Origin of the sequence: Sphingomonas endolithica (genome assembly GCF_025231525.1) — a bacterium.
GTDB lineage: Bacteria > Pseudomonadota > Alphaproteobacteria > Sphingomonadales > Sphingomonadaceae > Sphingomonas > Sphingomonas endolithica.
In genome coordinates this window covers 3,765,396-3,786,742 of record NZ_CP103057.1, presented here as the reverse complement: position 1 = coordinate 3,786,742, position 21,347 = coordinate 3,765,396, and the positions used below count along the sequence as shown (strand labels likewise).

19 protein-coding genes and 1 tRNA gene are annotated in these 21,347 nt (G+C 64.4%); 4 read left to right on the top strand and 16 right to left on the bottom strand.

Annotated elements, in window-relative coordinates; all coding sequences use genetic code 11:
• Positions 1 to 352: 352 nt before the first annotated feature.
• Positions 353 to 817: a DUF6869 domain-containing protein gene (locus NV382_RS18005; protein WP_260598157.1), complete on the bottom strand. Its 465-nt coding sequence runs from the start codon at positions 815 to 817 to the stop codon at positions 353 to 355.
• A 717-nt stretch (positions 818 to 1,534) separates the two neighbouring features.
• On the opposite strand from NV382_RS18005, the gene NV382_RS18000 reads away from it, so the two are divergent.
• Entirely contained in the window at positions 1,535 to 1,969 is a 435-nt protein-coding gene (locus NV382_RS18000) for a DUF3617 domain-containing protein (RefSeq protein WP_260598155.1), read from the top strand.
• Positions 1,970 to 1,988: 19 nt separating this feature from the next.
• On the opposite strand, the gene NV382_RS17995 is transcribed toward NV382_RS18000, so the two are convergent.
• The 3 genes from NV382_RS17995 to NV382_RS17985 all read right to left on the bottom strand — a co-directional run bounded on the left by NV382_RS17995 (position 1,989) and on the right by NV382_RS17985 (position 4,699).
• A complete protein-coding gene (locus tag NV382_RS17995) occupies positions 1,989 to 2,525 on the bottom strand; it encodes a DUF1003 domain-containing protein (RefSeq protein ID WP_260598154.1) in 537 nt (178 codons plus the stop codon).
• A gap of 139 nt (positions 2,526 to 2,664) precedes the next feature.
• Positions 2,665 to 3,342 carry a FadR/GntR family transcriptional regulator gene (locus NV382_RS17990; RefSeq protein ID WP_260600472.1) on the bottom strand — a complete coding sequence of 226 codons (678 nt, stop codon included), beginning with the start codon at positions 3,340 to 3,342 and terminating at the stop codon, positions 2,665 to 2,667.
• 16 nt (positions 3,343 to 3,358) lie between these two features.
• Positions 3,359 to 4,699, bottom strand: a complete 1,341-nt coding sequence (locus NV382_RS17985) for a GntP family permease (protein ID WP_260598153.1) — start codon at positions 4,697 to 4,699, stop codon at positions 3,359 to 3,361.
• A 282-nt stretch (positions 4,700 to 4,981) separates the two neighbouring features.
• Between NV382_RS17985 and NV382_RS17980 the strand changes: the two genes are divergently transcribed.
• Positions 4,982 to 5,254, top strand: coding sequence for a helix-turn-helix domain-containing protein (locus NV382_RS17980; RefSeq protein ID WP_260598152.1), 273 nt, complete (start codon positions 4,982 to 4,984; stop codon positions 5,252 to 5,254).
• Between the two features lie 61 nt (positions 5,255 to 5,315).
• Entirely contained in the window at positions 5,316 to 8,303 is a 2,988-nt protein-coding gene (locus NV382_RS17975; protein WP_260598151.1) for a glycosyl hydrolase family 28-related protein, read from the top strand.
• A gap of 45 nt (positions 8,304 to 8,348) precedes the next feature.
• Here NV382_RS17975 and NV382_RS17970 read toward each other — a convergent pair whose 3' ends face one another.
• The 3 genes from NV382_RS17970 to cpdR form a co-directional block, all read right to left on the bottom strand.
• Positions 8,349 to 8,846, bottom strand: coding sequence for a hypothetical protein (locus tag NV382_RS17970; RefSeq protein WP_260598150.1), 498 nt, complete (start codon positions 8,844 to 8,846; stop codon positions 8,349 to 8,351).
• A 467-nt stretch (positions 8,847 to 9,313) separates the two neighbouring features.
• Positions 9,314 to 9,388, bottom strand: a tRNA-Val gene (locus NV382_RS17965).
• 73 nt (positions 9,389 to 9,461) lie between these two features.
• Positions 9,462 to 9,839 carry a cell cycle two-component system response regulator CpdR gene (cpdR, locus tag NV382_RS17960; protein ID WP_260598149.1) on the bottom strand — a complete coding sequence of 126 codons (378 nt, stop codon included), beginning with the start codon at positions 9,837 to 9,839 and terminating at the stop codon, positions 9,462 to 9,464.
• A gap of 117 nt (positions 9,840 to 9,956) precedes the next feature.
• On the opposite strand from cpdR, the gene NV382_RS17955 reads away from it, so the two are divergent.
• The gene (locus tag NV382_RS17955; RefSeq protein ID WP_260598147.1) at positions 9,957 to 10,802 is read left to right on the top strand and encodes an N-formylglutamate amidohydrolase; all 846 of its coding nucleotides are present in this window, start codon (positions 9,957 to 9,959) and stop codon (positions 10,800 to 10,802) included.
• 221 nt (positions 10,803 to 11,023) lie between these two features.
• Here the strand turns inward: NV382_RS17955 and NV382_RS17950 are convergent, their stop codons facing one another.
• The 9 genes from NV382_RS17950 to zapE all read right to left on the bottom strand — a co-directional run bounded on the left by NV382_RS17950 (position 11,024) and on the right by zapE (position 21,212).
• On the bottom strand, positions 11,024 to 11,278 hold the full coding sequence (locus NV382_RS17950; RefSeq protein ID WP_260598146.1) for a GCN5-related N-acetyltransferase: 255 nt from the start codon (positions 11,276 to 11,278) through the stop codon (positions 11,024 to 11,026).
• A 62-nt stretch (positions 11,279 to 11,340) separates the two neighbouring features.
• Positions 11,341 to 11,625: an LptM family lipoprotein gene (locus NV382_RS17945; protein ID WP_260598144.1), complete on the bottom strand. Its 285-nt coding sequence runs from the start codon at positions 11,623 to 11,625 to the stop codon at positions 11,341 to 11,343.
• Between the two features lie 107 nt (positions 11,626 to 11,732).
• Positions 11,733 to 13,124, bottom strand: coding sequence for a dihydrolipoyl dehydrogenase (lpdA, locus tag NV382_RS17940; protein WP_260598143.1), 1,392 nt, complete (start codon positions 13,122 to 13,124; stop codon positions 11,733 to 11,735).
• 153 nt (positions 13,125 to 13,277) lie between these two features.
• Positions 13,278 to 14,519, bottom strand: a complete 1,242-nt coding sequence (odhB, locus tag NV382_RS17935; protein WP_260598141.1) for a 2-oxoglutarate dehydrogenase complex dihydrolipoyllysine-residue succinyltransferase — start codon at positions 14,517 to 14,519, stop codon at positions 13,278 to 13,280.
• 128 nt (positions 14,520 to 14,647) lie between these two features.
• Positions 14,648 to 17,593, bottom strand: coding sequence for a 2-oxoglutarate dehydrogenase E1 component (locus NV382_RS17930; RefSeq protein WP_260600471.1), 2,946 nt, complete (start codon positions 17,591 to 17,593; stop codon positions 14,648 to 14,650).
• A 145-nt stretch (positions 17,594 to 17,738) separates the two neighbouring features.
• Positions 17,739 to 18,623, bottom strand: coding sequence for a succinate--CoA ligase subunit alpha (sucD, locus tag NV382_RS17925; RefSeq protein ID WP_260598140.1), 885 nt, complete (start codon positions 18,621 to 18,623; stop codon positions 17,739 to 17,741).
• A gap of 45 nt (positions 18,624 to 18,668) precedes the next feature.
• Positions 18,669 to 18,965 carry a GIY-YIG nuclease family protein gene (locus NV382_RS17920; RefSeq protein ID WP_260598138.1) on the bottom strand — a complete coding sequence of 99 codons (297 nt, stop codon included), beginning with the start codon at positions 18,963 to 18,965 and terminating at the stop codon, positions 18,669 to 18,671.
• Positions 18,966 to 19,038: 73 nt separating this feature from the next.
• Positions 19,039 to 20,001, bottom strand: coding sequence for a malate dehydrogenase (gene mdh, locus NV382_RS17915; protein WP_260598136.1), 963 nt, complete (start codon positions 19,999 to 20,001; stop codon positions 19,039 to 19,041).
• Between the two features lie 77 nt (positions 20,002 to 20,078).
• Positions 20,079 to 21,212 (bottom strand): cell division protein ZapE, encoded by a 1,134-nt coding sequence (zapE, locus tag NV382_RS17910; RefSeq protein WP_260598135.1) that lies wholly within the window; start codon positions 21,210 to 21,212, stop codon positions 20,079 to 20,081.
• Positions 21,213 to 21,347 lie beyond the last annotated feature (135 nt).

The window sequence follows — 21,347 nt, the reverse complement described above, 5'->3', positions numbered from 1 at the left end:
GTTGCGGCCGGTATGCGACTGTGCGCTTCGCTGACCTTCTCGTCTGAACCCGCCTTTCGGGAAACACGCCCGACCTGGATGTTGGATGGCACGCTAAACTTGCTTGCGAGCTTGCATTCGTTAAGTCTGGCGATGTGCAGCACCCGTCCGTCTCTACCGGACAACGCATTTGGAAGCGCTGGAGCTACGGCTTGTCGCTGGTAGTAACAGGCGTGATCACCGTGCTTTTGGTAGTGGACTATCGATGGGCGGTCCCGAAGATGCGCTCGGCTGGGCTAGCCTCGCGGTCTTCGCCGACATGGCAGCTGATGCCCAGTTGCGGACCTCCGCGCAACCGAGGTGAAGTTTTTGCTTATCTCGGTGGCATTGGGTCCGCTTCCGTCATCGTTCCGATAGCCAGAACGATTTCGGGCCGAGCTACGTCGGGAATCGCGTGAAGGAAGATGCCAGTGAGCATCCACCGAAAACGAGCGCTCTTGCGCGCCTCGACCAACACTCTTGCCAGAATATCCTGATCCGGCTTTCGCAGAATATCTTCCAACGGCCCTGCTGCGACTAGAAAAAGGAAGTCTGGCTCATCGTACATTGAGGCGCGCAACGCCGCTAAGGCCAATCCCAAATTAGGATCGTCGTCGGTAAACTGGAACGCCTCGATATCATCGGCATGGGCGTCCAGAAAGGCCTCCTTCGCCTTTCCGTAAGTTCGATAATATTCATGGTATACCGCGACTTTGCGGCGAAGCTCCTCGGCGTCTGGCCTCGGATCGGCGCGCATAAGCTCATCTCGATAGCTTTTGCCGGTCAGGTCGTCCCCCATTTATCAACCGCGATACGCGATGAAAGTGAACGACCGCTTTCCACCAATTCCGGCCGTCCCGGCTACCAACCGGCAGACTGCTAAACCCTCAACAGTGGATCTACGATCGGCATCTCGTGCTTCCCAGAAGGCTGACTTTGAGTTGCAATACGTGCGGTGCACACACGTGACCACCAGATGTAAGGATTGAGCATATGCGGCGTCTCTCGGCAGGTGTGGCCCTCTTGGTGTTGACCGGGCAAGCCACGGCCTCGTCGGTTGACATCCCAGCTGGAGATTTTTGTTCGCGACTAGCGGTAGATAGTGGGATCGAGCGACCTGCGGCACTCGACGGTCGGATCGACTGGACTGTGAACGCCATGAACTTCGGACAGCGTTTTCTCATTGGGGGATCGACGGCGACGGGTGTGGGGGTGACGCCAGTTGAGCCGGCTACTGTGGAGGATTACCGCCGGTTGGAGAACATGTGCCTTCCAAGAGGCAACGGAGCAGTTTGTAACCTCGAAGGTCCGGTTGATTTCAAGTTCATGTGGAAAGGGCGCAAGATCGTGACGCGGATGGGCTCCGGGGAGAGAGCGACCGTATTTGTCAAAGGAACCAAGACGAGATGCCGGTCTGAGGTACGAGATAGCAGCGGAACTTAACGACGGGTGCAGAAGCAGATAGCAGCCTTTTGATATCTAAACGCAGTCGATCAAAAAGGCGGGAGAGATGGCGATGGCCAAGATGGCACTCGGATTATTGTCGTTGGTCACGGCCGCCCCGGCATCTACGCCGATCTCTGCTGGACGGTGGGAAGTCAGCATTCAAATGAAAGAGGCTCTCTTTGACGGTCGACGCAACGACAATCCGACACCGGCTCGGAAGCCTCATGTGATCTGCCTCGCTACGAAAGATGCCGCTAAAGGACCCGGATTGGCTTTCTCGGATGCAAGTCTTTGCAGGGTGCTAAAGAGCAATGTCAAAGATGGCGCTTTCTCGTTTGAGACCGAATGCAAAGCTGTCGAGTCGGACGATGTCATAGTGACCAGATCTCATGGCCGGTATTCGGCCGACAGCTATGTCGGTACATCAACGTCCTTACAGCGCCGCAAGGGCAAGGAGATCGAGATGCGCTCGCGAATGGAAGCCAAGCGCGTTGGAGAATGCTAAGCTGATTGACCACAAATAATCAGTGCGCCGCGTCGCTTTGTCTACCTTCCAGCTCGTCCAGCACAGCCTCCGGCGCAATGTCCCGCTCGACCTCGCTCATTTCAGCAGGAACCGATACCTGCATCTTCTCCGCGATCGCGTTCACGACGATGGCGAGCTTGGTCAACTCATGTTCTGCCAGCAGGTTGATGTGCAGGTCCAGGTCCGCTCGCTTGTCGGCTGCCTGCTGCATCCTGTTCTGGCTGATGAGAACGAAGGTCGAGAGGAAGATTGCCTCGACCGAGGCTTCGGACGCCAGGATCACGAAGCTCGGGTCGAAGGGCTTGAACCCAGGCACGATACCCGAATTCACCGCAATCCAGGCAGCATAGACGACCAAATGCAGGTACACGAAGCGCATGCTGCCGGTGAAGGCCGTAATCGCCTGAGCTACCCGGTCCTCCAGCGATGCTGCAGCGGCCTCCCTCGATTGACGTCGTTCGAGCGCCGTGATGTTACGCTCGAGCGCTTCACTGAGTTGGACCGGTCCAGGTGGTGGCACCAGCGGCTGCGTCATCGATTATCTCCTGAGCCGTCTCGCCGCCAGAACCGCAAGGACAGCTAGAACCGAGACGCGGCGCAACCGTTCCGTCAATCGCGCCGTTACGCTGATCCGCACGCCTGCCAGTCAGCCGACGGTCGCCCCCCGCCACCGCTCACGGCATCAATCGCTTGCGCCCCTGCGACAGATGCCAGCGCATCGCCAGCGCCGCGCCGTCCGCATCCTGCGCGCGGATCGCATCGACGATCGCGTCATGCTCGTCCATCATTGCACCGATCACGTGCGGCGGGCGCGAGCGCGAGATGTCGACGCCGGCGCGCAGGATCCGCATCACCTCTTCGCGCAAGTGATCGAACATCGTCACGAATGCCTGGTTCGCCGTGGCCTCCGCGATCGCACGATGCAGCACCCAATCCTCGTCATGCGCCGGCGCGCTGGACAGCAGCGCGCCACGCAGCGCGACCAGAGCACTCTCGATCGTCTCCAACTGGCTGTGCGAGCGCCGCTGCGCTGCCAGCCTAGCGGTTTCGGCCTCCAGCACGAAACGCACCTCGTACGTGCCCAAGGTCGGCGCCAGCGCATCCATCGGCATGTGCGAGCCGAGCCGTTCGGACGGGCGCCGCTTGACGAACGACCCCGCGCCGCGTCGCGCCTCGGTGATGCCGTCGGCCGCCAGCCGCACCAGCGCCTCGCGCACGATGCTGCGCGACATGCCGAAGCTCTCGGCCAGCCGCGCCTCGGAGGGCAGGCGGTCGCCCGTCGCCAGCGCGTCCTGGTTGATGATCTGCACGATCGCCGTATAGGCGCGGTCGGCCAGCCGCCCCTCGCTCACTGGCGGCTTGCGCGCATCAAACAAAATAGCTCAGCCCGATCACCATCGCGAGACCGGCGACCGAGATCACCGTCTCCAGCATCGACCAGGTGCGGAACGTATCCGCGGTGCTGGTGCCGACATAGCCCTTGACCAGCCAGAAGCCCGGATCGTTGACATGGCTGAAGAAAACCGATCCCGCGCCGATCGCCAGCACGACCAGTTCGGGCGACACGTCCGACCACATCACCACGCCCGGCATGATGCCGACCGCGGTGATCGTCGCCACCGTCGCCGAGCCCGCCGCGAGCCGGATGCCGACCGCGACCAGCCAGCCAAGCAGCAGCGGCGAGATCGAATACATCAGCACCAGCCGCGCGAGCAGGTCCGATAGGCCGGCGGTGACCAACACCTGCTTCAGCGCCCCGCCCGCGCCGATCGCCAGCAGGATCGCGCCCGCCGCGCCCATCGTCTCGAACCACACCGCATCCTGGATCGCCGCCTCGCTCAGCCGCCGCCCGAACAGCAGCGGCAAGGCGATGAGGTTGGTGACGAGCAATGCCAGCACCGGGTTGCTCGCCGCCATCAGCAACGTGTTGTCTTTCAGCGACGGCACCAGCTTGCCCAATTCCCCCGTGGCGATCAGCACCACCGGCAGCAGCACGATGAACAGCGATACCAGGTGCCGCGGCGGCGCGATCTCGAACGGATGATCCAGCAGCACCGGCGTGGTCAGTTTCACGCCTCGCCCGACCACCTTGGCCAGCACCGGCCCCGCGATGATGGCGATCGGGATCGCGATGGCGATCCCATACAGCATGGTCAGCCCGAGATTGGCGCCCAGCGCCTCGACCGCCAGCAACGGCCCGGGATGCGGCGGCACCAGCGCATGCACCACGCCCAGACCCGCCAGTGCCGGCATGATCAGCCTGAGCTTGGCATAATCCTGATCCTCTTCCTCTGGCATCGCCGCGGCGGCCGCCATCACGATCGGCAGCAGCAGGACAAGCCCCGTTTCGAAGAACAACGGCAAGCCGATGATGATCGCGATGCCGAGCGTCGCCCATGGCGCGGCCTTGACGCCGGTCATTCTCAGCGCGCCGCTGGCGAGCGACGCCGCCGCGCCCGACAGATGCAGCATCGCGCCGAGCGACAGGCCGAGCGCGACCACCAGCCCCGTCCCGCCGACAATGTCGCCTACCCCCTTCTGCACCGCCTTGGCCGTCTCGGAAAGCGGCAGCCCGGCCAGAGCGCCGACCGCAAAGGCCCCGCACAACAGGCCGAGAAAAGGATGCAATCGGCCACGCACGATCAGCAGCACGGCGAGCAGGATGCCGGCCAGCGCGGCGACGATCAACCGGATGTCGCCGCCGGTCATCGCAACGTCCCCGCCTGGCCCATCCGCCCGTTCATCATTCCCGGCATCGCCGCCTCCCCTATCTCCCTGGCGGCGCATTCGCCTGCCGGGTATTCCATGAAGTTGTAGGACCGGTTTTCGGCGATCGGCAATAGAAAAGGCTTGATCGAGGCAATAATTGAGGAACATACTGCAACCTGTCCAACCGATTCCGGATCAACCGGCACGGCTGCGAGAACCGAGCGCGGGCACGATGCCCGGGCTCGGACAGCGATTTCGGCCAAGAGCCTAGGAGCAGGGATGATGAGGGAAGCCTTTCCACCAACGCGCCAGATCGGGGCGACGCCGGTCGCCATCGCGCCCGCCGCCAAGACCGACATCCGGCTCACCCCGACGCAATTGAAGGTGCTGCGCGGCGTCCGCTCCGGCCAGCTCAACAAGCAGATCGCCTATGATCTCGGCATCGCCGAGGCGACGGTGAAGGCGCACATGACCGCGCTGATGCGCAAGCTGAACGTGCGCAACCGCACGCAGGTGGCGATCGCCGCGCAGACCTTGTCGCTCCACGCCTGCTGAAGGCGCCTACCCTGACACCCGGCACCAATCCGGCGCCGGTCGCACGATCGGACAATACAGCATGAAGCAGACCTTTCTGTTCTGCGCCGCGGTGATGCTCGCGCCCGTCCCGGCCTTGGCCAAGTCGAGCTCGGTCTATCTCAGCGCCCCGAGCGACCCCCGCGCCATCACCGTGCGCGGCGTGGGCGACGGGCGCGCCGATGACAGTGCCGCGCTGCAGAGCGCAATCGATGCGGCGGCAGTGGGCGGTCATGGCGGCGTCGTGTTTCTGCCTTCAGGCCGCTATCGCATCAGCCGCACGATCCTGGTGCGCTCCGCCGTGCGCATCTTCGGCGTCGGCGCGACGCGGCCGGTGATCGTGCTGGGCGACGACAGCGCGGGCTTCGGCAGCGGCGTGGCGGCGATGGTCAGCTTCACCGGCGAGGACCAGTATCGCGTCGGCAAGGCACCGGTCCCGCCGCCCAGCAACGTGCCGTTCGATCCGGCGATCTTCGACGCCACCTCCAGCACCTTCTATTCGACCCTCTCCAACGTGGATTTCGAGATCGGGCGTGGCAATGAAGGTGCGGTCGCGGTGCGCTTCCGCGTCGCGCAGCACGGATACCTGAGGCATATCGATTTCCATCTCGGCTCGGGGCTGGCCGGCATCTACCAGGCCGGCAACGAGGCGGAGAAACTGCGCTTCTATGGCGGGCGCTACGGCATCCTGACCGAGAAGACCTCGCCCGCCTGGCAGTTCACGCTGATCGACTCCGAATTCGACGGCCAGCGCGATGCGGCGATCCGCGAGCACGAAGTCGATCTTACGCTGGTCAACGTCGCCATCAAGAACACCCCGGTCGGCATCGAGATCGATCGCGGCTATTCGGATTCGCTGTGGGGCAAGGACGTGCGGCTTGAGAACGTGTCGCAGGCCGGCGTGGTGATCTCGAACGAAAACAACGTGTTCACGCAGATCGGCTTCGACAATGCCGTCGCCTTGAACACGCCGGTGTTCGCGCGCTTCCGCGAGAGCGGCAAGACCATCGCCGCGCCGGCCCGCGCCTACCGCGTGGCGGACTTCTCCTATGGCCTGAAGCTGCCGGGCCTCGGCGCGATCGGCGACTATGCCACCGACATCAAGATCGCCCCGCTCGGCCGCCTGCCCGCGCGCCCGGCACCGGCAATCCGCGCGCTGCCGCCGGTGCGCGACTGGGCCAATGCCCGCGATCTCGGCGTCAAGGGTGACGATCAGACCGACGACACCGTCGCGCTGCAGCGCGCGGTCGACACGCACCGCGTCGTCTATCTCCCCATGGGCCGCTACCGCCTGACCGACACGCTCAAGCTACGCCCTGACAGCGTGCTGATCGCGCTCCATCCCAGCCTCACGCACCTCTATTTGCCCGATGAAACCCCGGCTTACATGGGCGTCGGCGGCCCCAAGGCGCTGCTGCAAAGCGGCAAGGGTGGCAATGCCATTGTCTCAGGGCTTGGCCTGTGGACCGGCGCCGTCAATCCGCGCGCCACTGCCTTGCTGTGGAAGGCGGGCGAGGCGTCGATGGTCAACGACGTCAAGATCCAGGGCGGCGGCGGCACCGTGCTGTCCAAAGGCAGCCCGATCGCCCCCAACGACGCCAAGGCGCGCCAGGACGGGCAACATCCCAGCATCTGGGTGACGGATGGCGGCGGCGGCACCTTCGCCGCTTTGTGGTCGCCCAACACCCTGGCCTCGGCGGGTTTCTACGTGTCCGACACCAAGACCCCCGGCCATGTCTACGAGCTTTCCGCGGAGCATCATTACCGCGCCGAGATCGTGCTGGATAATGTCGAGAATTGGGAGTTCCTCGCGCCGCAGACCGAGCAGGAAGTGCGCGATGGGGTGAATGCAATCTCGACGGAATTCCGCAATTCGCGCAACATCCTGTTCGCCAATTATCACGGCTATCGCGTGACGCGCTCGATCAAGCCGATGGATGCGGCCGTGAAGCTCTACAATTCGAACGACATTCGCTTCCGCAACGTACACGTCAACGCCGAGAGCGGCTTTGCCAGTTGCGACGACAAGGGCTGCGGGACCTATACCCGCGCCAGCAAGTTCCCGTTCGAAAACGCCATCAAGGATGTGACCAGCGGCCAGGAAGTCCGCGAACGCGAATTCGCCAGGCTCGATTTCCAGGCCTCGTCCGCACGCGCCGCCGTGCCAGTCACGCCCGGCGTCGAGAAACTCGCCGACGGCTTCTATTCGATCGCCGGTGCCGCGGTCGATGCCAAGGGCAAGCTGTATTTCATCGATCGCCAGTTCCAGCGCATCCACGGTTGGTCGGAGAAGGAAGGCCTGACGATCGTCGCCGATGCGCCGCTCGATCCGGTCAATCTGGCGATCGACCGGTCGGGCGACCTGCTCGTCCTGTCCTCGGCCGGCCGCGACGCCAGCGTCTACAGCATCGATCCGGCCAAGCCCTTCGACGTTCGCGTGATCGCCCCAACCCCGAGCAAGGTGCGCAGCGCCGCCGCCACCGCTTTACCGGTCAACGTCTGGTCCAATGGCGAATTCGCCGACCGGATCGATCCCAAGACCTACCAATATCCGCCGCTGGCCGACTTCTTCGTCCGCGGCCTTGCCGAGCCCAAGGCACAGGAATATGTCTCGCCGGATGGCTCGCTCGTCCTCCCCGCCTTCCGCGTGTGGAACCAGGGGCCGAACGATCACCAGGGCTGGCGCTGGTCGGACACACTCGATGCGTACGGCCTGGTCACCGCCAAACCCGGCGAGCGGGTGTTTCTAACCAACGGCTCGGAGAACCGCACCTATAGCGGGCTGGTCGGCGCGAGCGGCACCGTCACCGATCTCAAGGTGGTCGCCGATCGCGGCGGCGAAAGCGTCGCACGCGATGCCGCCGGCAACCTCTACGTCGCCAACGGCCAGGTGTTCGTCTACGCCGCCGACGGCACCCTCTCCCGCCGCATCGACGTGCCGGAACGCCCGCTGCAACTGGTGATCGGCGGCGCTGACAAGCGCACCCTGTTCATCCTCACCCACCACAGCCTGTACGCAGTCGGCATCTGAGCGGTGCGCGCCGAGAAGTGCTAGCCGCGCTAGCAACCCGATCGTTCAGTGATAATACCAGACCACTTTACGGAATTTCCACGGTCGCGCGCCGGTGTAAATCGCGACGATCGCCATCAATTCACCGCTTTTTCCAAGCCGAACGGCGGCGTTGGTCGGAAGCCGCACCGCCTGCCCGCCATCGAGCGATTGAGCGACCCGTATCCGGTGGATGCTGAGCAGCGTCGCGCCGGGCAGTCCGTTCACCACCGTGGCACTGGTTGCTTCGTTTAGGTCTATCGGCTTGATGCCGGCCTGGAACGGGCGCGCAGTGGCATCCTCGACCGCGCCGTTGCAGGCTGTGGTACGTGGTTCGATCAAGTCGCAACGGTAACTCGCCTGCGCTTTGATCGATCGACCATCTGAGAGCCGGACCGTCGCGAGCGACATCTCGCGCGTGGCAATCTCCGCGTCGAGCGCGACCGACTGGCAAGCCTCGGGATTATCATTGCCGGGGTCGGCGGCATAACGATACAGGATAGGCAGCGCGGCAGCGGCAGGCATCGCTGTCGCCCGCTTCCGCACCGTTACGAATGACTGCAGATTAGGACAAGCGTCGGGGCTCAGACGCCCCACCTCGGCTGACTGGCCGCCTGACGCATTGTCGACGTCGGCAACCCGACTGGAGACGTCGCAGCTTAGCAGCAGCATCGAACCCGCAAGCATCGTGGACACTGTGCGCAGGACATGTACCATCAATGTCGCCCGCCATTCGTCACGATGAGTTTGTACGAACCCATGGCCACCAGTGTAGTCGCAATTTTCTACAGCGCCGCAGCCTTATGGCGCGTTGCCCCTACCGGCTACAATGCGTTTCTGCCGCCGACACGCATCGTACACGTCCTCGCCCGGCCATCTGTGCAACTCTGAGCGCCATCTGGCGCCCACCGCCAATCCGATGGCCGCAGCCACATCGCAAACCGCTCAAAACAAAAAAGCCTCGGATCCCATGAGGGAACCGAGGCTTTTCATGGTGGGCGTGGCAAGGATTGAACTTGCGACCCCTGCGATGTCAACACAGTGCTCTACCACTGAGCTACACGCCCACGAGGAGGGTGCGTCTAGCCGGGGTTTTCCGTGCGCGCAAGCGGCGGAATGCGTCCCCGTCGATTTAAACGGCTACAATCCGCCGGTGGCGCTTTCCACCTCGAACATGCGATCGACCTCCATCACCAGATCGCGCAGATGGAACGGCTTGGACAGCACGCGCGCCTGGGGCACGGACTTGCCCGCCTTCAGCGTCACCGCGGCAAAGCCGGTGATGAACATCACGCGCAAGTCGGGCATCATCTCGCCCGCACGCTGCGCCAGCTCGATGCCATCCATCTCCGGCATGACGATGTCGGTGAGCAACAGATCGAAATGTTCGGTCTCGAGCAACGGTATTGCGGCCGTGCCACGATCCACCGCGCTCACCGCGTAGCCCGACCGTTCGAGCGCGCGCGTCAAATACTCGCGCATCACCCGATCGTCCTCGGCCAGCAATATCTTCATCATCTGATCCCGCTACCCATTACGCTCACCGGCCGTGCCTTGTATGCGCAAAGCTCTTAAGAAATTCCAGTTCGCCCGGCTTGGTCTTGCAGCCGACCAGCCCGGATAGGCCGAGATGCGATGCCCCTTCCCTTATCTTACGACATATACGGCCCGCTCGATCCGGTAAGCCCGGTGGTGCTGTCGGTGCCGCATGCCGGGCGTGAGTATCCGCTCGCATTGCAGGCGGCGCTGCGCGTGCCGGTCGCCGCTTTGCTGCCGCTGGAGGATCGGCACATCGACATGCTGGCGCTTGCCGCGCACGGCACGGAGACGATGCTGGTCCAGCGCCGCGCACGTGCCTGGATCGACCTCAATCGCGCCGAGAACGAGCGCGATCCGCATATCGACAGCGCAGCCGACAGGCGTGCGCTGGGCCCGCCATCGGTCAAGGTGCGCGGCGGGCTCGGCCTGATCCCGCGGCGGCTCGCCAGCGTCGGGGAAATCTGGGCGCGCAAGCTGGCTGGCGAGGAGGTGATGGGGCGCATCGTGCTCGATCACCGCCCCTATCATGCGGCACTGGACAAGGCGCTGCTCGCCGCCCGCGCACGGTTCGGCGTGGCGATCCTGCTCGACGTGCATTCGATGCCCTCGATCGAGGATGGCACCAGGATCGTGCTGGGCGACCGGCAGGGCCGATCGTCGGCGGCGCGGTACGTCGACCGTCTGCAGGCTGCGGCAATCGCGGCCGACATGGCGTGCAAGGTCAACACGCCATATGCCGGCGGCCACATCCTGGAGCGGCACGGCGCGCCCGCCCGGGGGATCCATGCGATCCAGATCGAATTCGATCGCGCGCTCTATCTCGACGATACGCGCGAGCAGACGAGCGCCGGGCTTGCCGGCACCGCCAGGCTGCTCCGGCAGATGATCGACGCGGTGACCGACGAAGCGCTTGGCCAGCCCAGCGCGATCGCGGCGGAATGAAAAAAACCACCCCACGCTTTCGCGCGAGGTGGCCAAGGTTCAGGGAGGAGCTCACCTGAAAGGTGAGCGGCAAGACCCGCGAAAGGGGGGACACGAGCCCTGCCAGACCGATATAGGTAGGTCGTTTTTGGGCTTCAAGGGCGTTTTACCGCAACGCACCCGAAAATTACCTGCCAGATTGTTACGGCGGTAGAAGTTCGGCCGGTCCGATACTCAATGGCTTAAACCGGCTGTTTGCGCGCCCGGCGCCATGCCAGCGACCGGCGATTGAGCGCCGCCAGATCCGCGTCACCGCGTAGCACCGCCTCCCCCAGGCCAACGGCCCGCGTCAGCGTCTCCGCCGGCGCATGGGCATAAGCGGGGCGTCGCGCGATATGGTCGTACCAACACCCGCCGACCGCATTGTCGAGCAGGATACGCTGGAAGCAGTGATCGCGGGATACCGGCCAACGGCGCGCGGCCGCGACCTGGGGCAAGGCGTCGCGCGTCAGCCGGAGCCAGGTGGCTTCGAGCTGATCGCGCGACGCATCGACGTTGGTCAGCGCAGCGTTTCGCTGCCGTTGGTCAGCGCGGCCTTCTGCTCGTTGGACATTGCCGCGGCGTTCACATCGGCATCGTCGATCGCATCCGACTGCGCGTCGCCATTGTCGCGCACCGCGTCAGCCTGATCTTCGAGATTGTCGGCAGCCGCTTCCAGCGCATCGGCACGATTGTCCGCGGCCGCTTCGACCTGGCTACCCAGCTTGTCGTCACCCTTGCCGCCGCAACCCGCAAGCGAGAGGGCAGTGACAGCCAGTACGGCGGCAGTGAATACGGTCTTCATCTGGATTCCCCTTCGTGCGGTGACACTACACCGTTGTTGGCAACGCAGCGGCCGACCCGCGGCCACTGCGACCGGCTTCTATGCCACGCAGCGCCGCCAACGCGCAATCAGACGTGGATCGCCTTACCGCGTACCGCCATCGCCGCTTCCTTGATCGCCTCGCTGTGGGTCGGATGCGCATGGCAGGTATAGGCGATGTCCTCGCTGGTCGCGCCGAACTCCATCGCAAGGCCCGCCTCGGCGATCATCGTGCCGGCGACGCTGGCGATCGCCCACACCCCCACCACGCGGTCGCTCTTGGCATCGGCAATGATCTTCACGAAGCCGTCGGGCTCGTGATTGGTCTTGGCACGGCTGTTGGCGAGCATCGGGAACTTGCCGACCTTGATCTCGCCCTTCTCGCGCGCCGCTTCCTCGGTCAAACCGACGCCGGCGATCTCTGGCCAGGTATATACCACGCTCGGAATCACGTCGTGATTGACGATGCCGGTCTGCCCGGCGATGTTCTCGGCCACCGCGATCCCCTCATCCTCCGCCTTGTGCGCGAGCATCGGGCCGGGCACGACGTCGCCGATCGCCCAGATGCCGGGAACCGACGTCTGGAAGCGGTGATCGATCTCCACTTGCCCGCGCGTGTTGGTGGCAAGGCCGACAGCATCGAGCGCCAGGCCATCGGTGTTGGCGCGGCGGCCGATCGAGACCAGCACGCAGTCCGCCTCGATCGTCGTCGCTTCGCCGCCAGCCGCGGGCTCGAGCGTCAGCGTGGCCTTCTGCCCATCGTTGGCGACATGCGTGACCTTGGTCGACAGCAGGAACTCGAACCCCTGCTTCCTGAAGATCTTGTTCGATTCCTTGCGGATCTCGCCATCGAAGCCGGGCAGGATCTGGTCGAGGAACTCGATACAGGTGACCTTCGCCCCAAGGCGGCGCCACACGCTGCCGAGTTCGAGCCCGATGACGCCGCCGCCGATCACGACCAAGTGCTGCGGCACCCGCTCCAGCTCCAATGCACCGGTCGAATCAACAATCACCTTCTGGTCGATCGTCACGCCCGGGAGTGGGGTGACCGTCGATCCGGTGGCGATGATGATATCCTTGGCGGTCACCGCGCGCTCGCCGACCTGCACGGTGTGCGCATCGACAAAGGCGCCGCGGCCCTTGATCCACTCGACCTTGTTCTTCTTGAACAGGAAGGCGATGCCGCCGGTCAGCTGCTTGACTGCATCCAGCCGCTGCGCATGCATCTGCGGCAGATCGAGCTCGGGCGTGACCTTGATGCCCATTTTGGCCATCGTGCCATTGGCGGCGGCATCGAAATATTCCGATGCGTGGAGCAGCGCTTTGGACGGGATGCACCCCACGTTGAGGCACGTGCCGCCCAAAGTCTCGCGGCTCTCGACACATGCGGTGCGGAGCCCCAGCTGCGCCGCCCGGATCGCCGCGACATACCCGCCGGGGCCGGAGCCGATTACCAGAACGTCGAAATCATAGTCAGCCATTGTCATCTCCACCCCGGCGCACGCCGGGGTCCAGTTGCGGGACGGATATGGTGAGCACCGCGCCCGATTACATCTGCCATCCCGACTGGGTCCCGGCATAGGTCCCATCAAAGTGATACTTTGATGGGACCTATGCCTGGGTGGTGTAAGGCCTTACAGGTCGATCAGAATCCGCGTCGGGTCCTCGATAGCATTTTTGAGCGCCACCAGGAACGTCACCGCTTCGCGCCCGTCGATCAGCCGGTGGTCGTAGCTCAGTGCCAGGTACATCATCGGCCGGATCACGATCTGCCCGTTCACGACGACCGCGCGGTCCTCGATGCGGTGCAGGCCGAGCACGGCGGACTGCGGCGGGTTGATGATCGGGGTCGACATCAGCGAGCCGAACACGCCGCCGTTGGAGATGGTGAAGGTACCGCCCTTCATCTCGTCCATCTTGAGCGTGCCGTCCTTGGCGCGGCGCCCAAAGTCGCCGATCGTCTTCTCGACCTGCGCGACCGACATCTGATCGGCATCGCGCACCACCGGTACGACGAGGCCGCCCGGCGACGACACCGCGACTGAGATATCCGCATAATCGTGATAGACGATCTCATCGCCCTCGATCGAAGCGTTGACGCTCGGGATATCCTTCAGCGCCATGCATGCGGCCTTCACGAAGAAGCCCATGAAGCCCAGCCGCACGCCATGCTTCTTCTCGAACAGGTCCTTATACTTGGTGCGCGCCTCGATCACCGCAGTCATGTCGACGTCGTTGAACGTCGTCAGCAGTGCCGCGCTGTTCTGCGCATCCTTAAGCCGCTTGGCGATGGTCTGGCGCAGGCGCGTCATGCGCACGCGCTCTTCGTTGCGGCCACCGGCAGCGGTGGCGACCGATGGTGCGACGGCGGGCGTGGGTGACGGCGCAGCGACCGGCTTGCTGCTGGCGGCGACGGCGACGTCTTCCTTGGTAATGCGACCGTCCTTGCCGGTGCCCTTCACGGTCGAGGGATCGACGCCGTGTTCCAGCACCGCGCGGCGCACCGACGGCGACAAGGCCGCCGGGCTGTCGCCTGCAGCCGGCGCCTGCTGACTGGCTGCCTCGGCGGATGCCGCCTGCGGCGCGGGCGAGGCGGTCACGGCGGGCTGCGGCGCGACCGCGCTTGCCGGTGCGCCGTCGCCCGCGTCGATCGTCGCGATCATCGCGCCGACCAACACGGTCTCGCCGACCTTGACGGCATGTTCGCCCATGATGCCGGCTACCGGGCTCGGCACCTCGACCGAGACCTTGTCGGTCTCGAGGCTGGCGATCGGCTCGTCGGCGGCGACCTTGTCGCCCGGCTGCTTGAGCCATTCGCCGAGCGTCGCTTCGGTGATCGATTCGCCGAGTACCGGTACTGTGACTTCGGTTGCCATATCTTACTTCCTCCACCCCGGCGGAAGCCGGGGTCCAGTTGCGCAACGCTCGTTGGCGAATGCTGCGCGTCGTTACATCTACCGTCGCGACTGGACCCCGGCGTTCGCCGGGGAAGTCACGGCGGCACTTAAATCTTCTGCGTGCGGCGAATCTCGCCGCGCACATTGTGGCCGAGCGCGTCGGCGACGAGTGCCGCCTGTTCGAGCTGGTGACGCTTCATCAGACCGGTCGCCGGCGATGCCGATGCCGAACGCCCGGCATAACGCGGACGCAGCACCCGACCGCCAGCCTCGACCAAGGACGCTTCGATGAACGGCTCGATGAACGTCCACGCACCGTTGTTCTTCGGCTCTTCCTGCGCCCACACGACGTCTTCGAGATTGTCCAACGCCTTCAGGCGCTTGACCAGCGGCTCGCCCGGGAAAGGATAGAGCTGCTCGATACGCACGATCGCGGTGTTCGCGTCGCCGGCGGCATCGCGCGCTTCCATCAGGTCGTAGGCGACCTTGCCGGTGCACAGAACCAGGCGCTTCACGTCCTGATCGGCAGGGGCCGACGGATCGCTCAGTATCCGCTTGAAGTGGCTGTCCCCCTGGAAGTCCGCCGCCTTGGACACGGCAAGCTTGTGGCGCAGCAGCGACTTGGGCGTGAAGATCACCAGTGGCTTGCGGAAGCCGCGATGCATCTGCCGGCGCAGCAGGTGGAAGTAATTGGCCGGCGTCGTGCAGTTGGCGACCTGCATATTGTCCTGCGCGCACATCTGCAGGAAGCGCTCGACGCGCGCCGAGCTATGCTCCGGCCCCTGCCCCTCGTAACCGTGCGGCAGCAGCATCACCAGGCCGTTGGCGCGCAGCCACTTGGCCTCTCCGCTCGCGATGAACTGATCGATCATGATCTGCGCGCCGTTCATGAAGTCGCCGAACTGCGCCTCCCACAGCACCAAAGTCTTGGGATCGGCCAGCGCGTAACCGTATTCGAAGCCGAGCACGCCATATTCGCTGAGCGGCGAATCGAGGATCTCGACCCGGCCATGCGGGATCGTGCTGAGCGGCAGGTAGCGATTCTCGTCGGTCTGGTCGATCCACACCGCGTGACGCTGGCTGAAAGTGCCGCGGCCCGAATCCTGCCCCGACAGGCGCACGCCATAGCCCTCCGACAGCAACGATCCGAAGGCCAGGGCTTCGCCTGTCGCCCAATCGAAATTGCTGCCCGACTTGAACATCTCGCGCTTGGCGTCCAGCACGCGGTTGAGCGTCTTGTGGACGGTCAGGTCCTCCGGAACGGTGGTCAGCGTACGGCCGAGCGAGTCGAACAGTTTCTGCTCGATGCCGGTCTCGATATTGCGGCGTGCGCTTTCGGCATCCGCCGGTGCGTGCAGCCCCGACCAGCGGCCCGCGAACCAGTCCGCCTTGTTCGGCTTGTAGTTCGCCCCCGCCTCGAACTCGCCTTCCAGCAGGGTCGTGAACTGGTGAACGTTCTCGTCGATCCAGGCGCGATCGACCACCTTCTGTTCGATCAGCTTGGCGCCGTAAATCTCGCTGACCGGCGGATGCTCGCGGATCGCCTTGTACATCAGCGGCTGCGTGAAGCCCGGCTCGTCACCTTCGTTATGACCGAAGCGACGATAGCACCACATGTCGATCACCACGTCGCGGTGGAACTTCTGCCGATATTCGATCGCCATCTTGGTGGCGAAGGTCACCGCCTCGGGATCGTCGCCATTGACGTGGAAGATCGGCGCCTGGACGCCCTTGGCGACGTCCGACGGGTAAGGCGACGAGCGCGCGAATTGCGGCGAGGTCGTGAACCCGATCTGGTTGTTGATGACGAAGTGGATGCACCCACCCGTATTGTACCCACGAATCCCCGAGAAGCCGAAGCACTCCCACACGATGCCCTGCCCGGCAAAGGCCGCGTCGCCGTGGATCAGCACCGGCAGCGATGCCTTGTGTTCGGCCAGGTCACCGGCGATGGTCTGGATCGCGCGGATCTTGCCGAGCACCACCGGATCTTCGGCCTCAAGGTGCGATGGGTTGGCGACCAGCGACATGTGGACGCTGATCCCGTCGAACTGGCGGTCGGTGCTGGTGCCGAGATGGTATTTCACGTCGCCCGACCCGGCAACGTCGTCGGGATTATCCGATCCGCCGCCGAACTCGTGGAAGATGATGCGGAACGGCTTGGCCATGACGTTGGTCAGCACGTTCAGCCGGCCGCGGTGCGCCATGCCGAACACGATATCGTTGATGCCCAGCTGCCCACCATACTTAATGACGCTTTCGAGCGCAGGGATCATGCTCTCGCCGCCGTCCAGGCCGAAGCGCTTGGTACCGACATATTTGCGGCCGCAGAATTTCTCCCACTGCTCGGCCTCGATCACCTTGTTGAGGATAGCTTTCTTGCCCAGCGCGCTGAACTCGATCGCCTTGTCCTTGCCTTCCATCCGGTCCTGCAAGAAGCGCCGCTCGTCGACATCGGCGATGTGCATGTATTCCAGGCCGACATTGCCGCAATAATTGGCGCGCAGGATATCGACCAGCTCACGCACCGTGGTCCATTGCAGGCCCATCGTGCCGCCCAGATAGACCGGGCGATCGATGTCGGCATCGGAGAAGCCGTGATATTCGGTCTTGAGATCGGCGGGCAGCTCGCGCGTGGCGTTGAGACCCAGCGGATCTAGATTGGCGGCAAGATGGCCCCGCACGCGGTAGGTGCGGATCAGCAGCATCGCGCGGATCGAGTCGGCCGCCGCCTTGGCGATCGCATCCTGGCTCGGCGCCGCGGCGGGCGCAGCCGCAGCGGCGGCGGGCTTCGCGCCGCCACGTGCAGGCTTTGGCGCCGGCTCCATCTGCGTCGGATCGAGCGCCGCGGTCAGGTCGTCCGTGGTGCTGAGCGGCCAATTGGCCTGTTCCCAGCTCGGGCCCTGCGCGGAGCCTTCCAGCCCTTCGAACCAGGATCGCCAGGATGGCTCGACGCTCTCGGGCGATTCCTTGAACCGCGCATACAGCGTCTCGATGAAGGCGGGGCTTACCCCGCCGGCAACATCTGCGAAATCCTGGCCTTCATAGCCCATGTCACTCACCTCTACTGTCCCGCTCCAACTAGGAGAGGGAGGATCCCGCCCGCGAAACGGGTGGGGTGATGAGGGCGACGGTAGCGTCTCGTCACCCTCATCCAGCGCCTGGGCGCCACCTTCTCCCAAGAGGAGAAGGGTTAGATCAACCGTTCAATACCGCCAGCAAGGTCGTGCCGAGTTCGCTGGGCGAGTCCGCCACGCGAATGCCCGCCGCTTCCATCGCCGCGATCTTGTCTTCCGCACCGCCCTGGCCGCCCGAGACGATCGCCCCGGCATGGCCCATGCGGCGGCCCGGAGGCGCCGTGCGGCCCGCGATGAAGCCCGCCATCGGCTTGCTGCGGCCGCGCTTGGCTTCGTCACGCAGGAACTGCGCGGCTTCTTCCTCGGCGGAACCACCGATCTCGCCGATCATGATGATCGACTTGGTCGCGTCATCGGCCAGGAACAGCTCGAGCACGTCGATGAAGTTCGTGCCGTTCACCGGATCACCGCCGATGCCGACCGCGGTGGTCTGGCCAAGGCCTGCATTGGAGGTCTGGAACACGGCTTCATAGGTAAGCGTGCCGGAGCGCGAAACAACACCGACCGAGCCCTGCTTGAAGATGCTGCCGGGCATGATGCCGATCTTGCATTCGTTCGGCGTCAGCACACCCGGGCAGTTCGGCCCGATCAGCCGCGACTTGGAGCCGCTGAGCGAGCGCTTGACCTTGACCATGTCGAGCACGGGAACGCCCTCGGTGATGCACACGATCAGCGGGATCTCGGCATCGATCGCCTCGAGGATCGAATCCGCCGCGAAGGGTGGCGGCACATAGATCACCGATGCCGTCGCGCCGGTGGCGTGGACCGCTTCGGCCACGGTGTCGAAGTTCGGCAGGCCGAGATGCGTCGTGCCGCCCTTGCCCGGCGTCACGCCGCCGACCATCTGCGTGCCGTAAGCGAGCGCCGCCTCGGTATGGAAGCTGCCGGTCTTGCCGGTCATCCCTTGCGTGATGACCTTGGTGTTCTTGTCGACGAGGATGCTCATGCCAGCTCCAAACTTTTGTTCCCCCGCGAAGGCGGGGGTCCAGACCTAAAACAAAGACTCGAACAGATCGTCCCAGTCCGGATTCATCTTTTCAATTTCCGTCAGCTTCCAAAGCCGATTCCATTTCTTTAGCTGCAGTTCGCGGAGCCGGGCGCCATCGATCGTGTCATGCGCCTCGTACCATACCAGCGTCTTGCAACCGTATTTCTTCGTAAACCCGTCGACCATGCCGTTGCGATGTTGGTACGCTCTGGCGGGAAGGTTCGACGTCACTCCGATGTAGATCGTGCCGTTTCGGGCACTGGCCATAATGTAAACGTACCCTGCCCGTTCCTCGCGCATCGCCCGGTCCTTGTGCCCCCGCGAAGGCGGGGGCCCAGACTGGGCTCCTGCCTTCGCAGGAGCACAATGCCGCTCAGTTCAGGCTGCTATCAATCCCCTTGCAGGCGACCAGCAGTTCCTTGACGGCGTCGACGCTCACCGCAAGATTGCCCTTGGCTTCCTCGTCCAGCGCGATCTCGACCACCTGCTCGACGCCGCCGGCGCCGATCACGACGGGCACGCCGACATACAGGTCATCGATGCCGTACTGGCCGGTCAGGTGCGCCGCGGCCGGCAGCACGCGCTTCTGGTCGTAAAGATAAGCTTCGGCCATCGCGATGCCGCTGGTCGCCGGCGCATAATAAGCCGAGCCGGTCTTGAGCAGCGCAACGATCTCACCGCCGCCGGCGCGGGTGCGCGCGACGATCGCATCGATCTTCTCCTGGGTCGAACGACCCATGGCGATCAGATCGGGGATCGGGATACCCGAAACGGTAGAATAGGAAATCACCGGCACCATCGTGTCGCCATGCCCGCCGAGCACGAAGCTCGTGACGTCCTTGACCGAGACCTGGAATTCTTCCGCCAGGAAATGGCTGAAGCGCGAGCTATCCAGCACGCCGGCCATGCCCACGACCTTGTGATGCGGCAGGCCGGAGAATTCGCGCAGCGCCCAGACCATCGCGTCGAGCGGGTTGGTGATGCAGATCACGAACGCGTCGGGCGCGTTGGCGGCGATGCCCTCGCCGACCGCCTTCATCACCTTCAGGTTGATGCCGAGCAGATCGTCGCGGCTCATGCCGGGCTTGCGCGCCACGCCCGCGGTGACGATGATCACGTCGGCGCCGGCGATGTCGGCATAATCGTTGGTGCCGGTGATCTTGCCCGAGAAACCCTCGACCGGGCCGCACTGCGACAGATCGAGTGCCTTGCCCTGCGGCACGCCTTCGACGACGTCGAACAGAACGACGTCTCCCAGGTTCTTGAGCGCCGCGAGGTGCGCGAGCGTCCCACCGATATTACCGGCGCCGATCAGCGCGATCTTCTTGCGGCCCATGCCTCGTCCTTTTTGGAAGTTGCGAAAGTTGCCGCGCCTTAGGCTGCTTTGAATACCGGGGCAACCGCTAAAGCAGCTTATTGCAACTGGTTCGCAGTTGCAATAGTGCCATGCCCCGCTGCCAGATAGTCCTCCGAGCGCATCTCCTCGAGCCGACTGACGGTCCGGTCGAACTCGAAACGGCCATCGCCCCGCTCGTAAAGTTGGTCGGGCTGTGCATCGGCGGCGGCCAGCAACTTGACCTTATGCTCGTACAGCGCGTCGACCAGCGAGACGAAGCGCGCGGCCTCGTTGCGGCTGTCCGGCCCAAGCTTCGGCACCCCGACCAGGATCACCGTGTGATATCTGCGCGCAATGGCCAGGTAATCGGCGGTGCCGCGATTGTCGCCGCACAGGCGCTTGAAGCTGAACACCGCCACGCCCTTCAGGCTCTTGGGCACGTGCAACGTCCGGCCACCCTGCACCGGGATATCCTCGGCGGGCACATGCGCGCGATCCTCGACCGGAAAGTCGGTCAGGCGGAAGAACGCGTCGGACAATTGCCGCGTCGCCTCCGGCCCATTGGGCACGAGCCACGTTTCCTGGCTGCCGAGCCGGTCGCGGCGGTAATCGACCGGGCCGTTAAGCGGCAGAACGTCAAGCTTTTGCTCGACCAGTGCGATGAACGGCAGGAAATGCTCACGGTTGAGACCGTTCAGATAGAGATCCGCCGGCGGGCGGTTCGACGTGGTCACCACCGTCACGCCACGCGCGAGCAGTTCGGTGAATAGCCGCGACAGGATCATCGCGTCCGGGCTGTTGGTGACCATCATCTCGTCAAAGGCAAGGCACCGTGCCTCCTCCGCCAGGCCTTCAGCCACCGGCGGAATCGGATCGCCCAGCCCCTTGGCACGCTCGGCCGCCAGGCGCTGGTGCACTTCGAGCATGAACTCCCCGAAATGGACGCGGCGTTTGCGGTTGATGTTCAGGCAATCGAAGAACAGGTCCATCAGCATCGATTTGCCGCGCCCCACCCCGCCCCATAGATACAGGCCACGCGGCGGCACGGGCGCCTTGCCGAGCATCCGCCACAGCGTCGAACCGCGCTTCGGCGTCGCTTCCAGCTCGCTGGCGAGCGTCGCCAGCCGGGCGGCGGCGGCGGCCTGTTCGGGATCGGGGCGCAGTTCGCCGCTGGCGATCAGCCCGTTATAAGCAGCGAGGACCGAGGTCATGGGTATGTCTTCCTGCCCATGGGCTTCGGCGCCCCTCCCGCCAAGGGACAGGAGAGTGAATGCGGCATCATGCCGACACGGCCGGCGTCCACCGACACCGCGACCCGCGCCTCCCGGATCATCCGTTCATCGGCA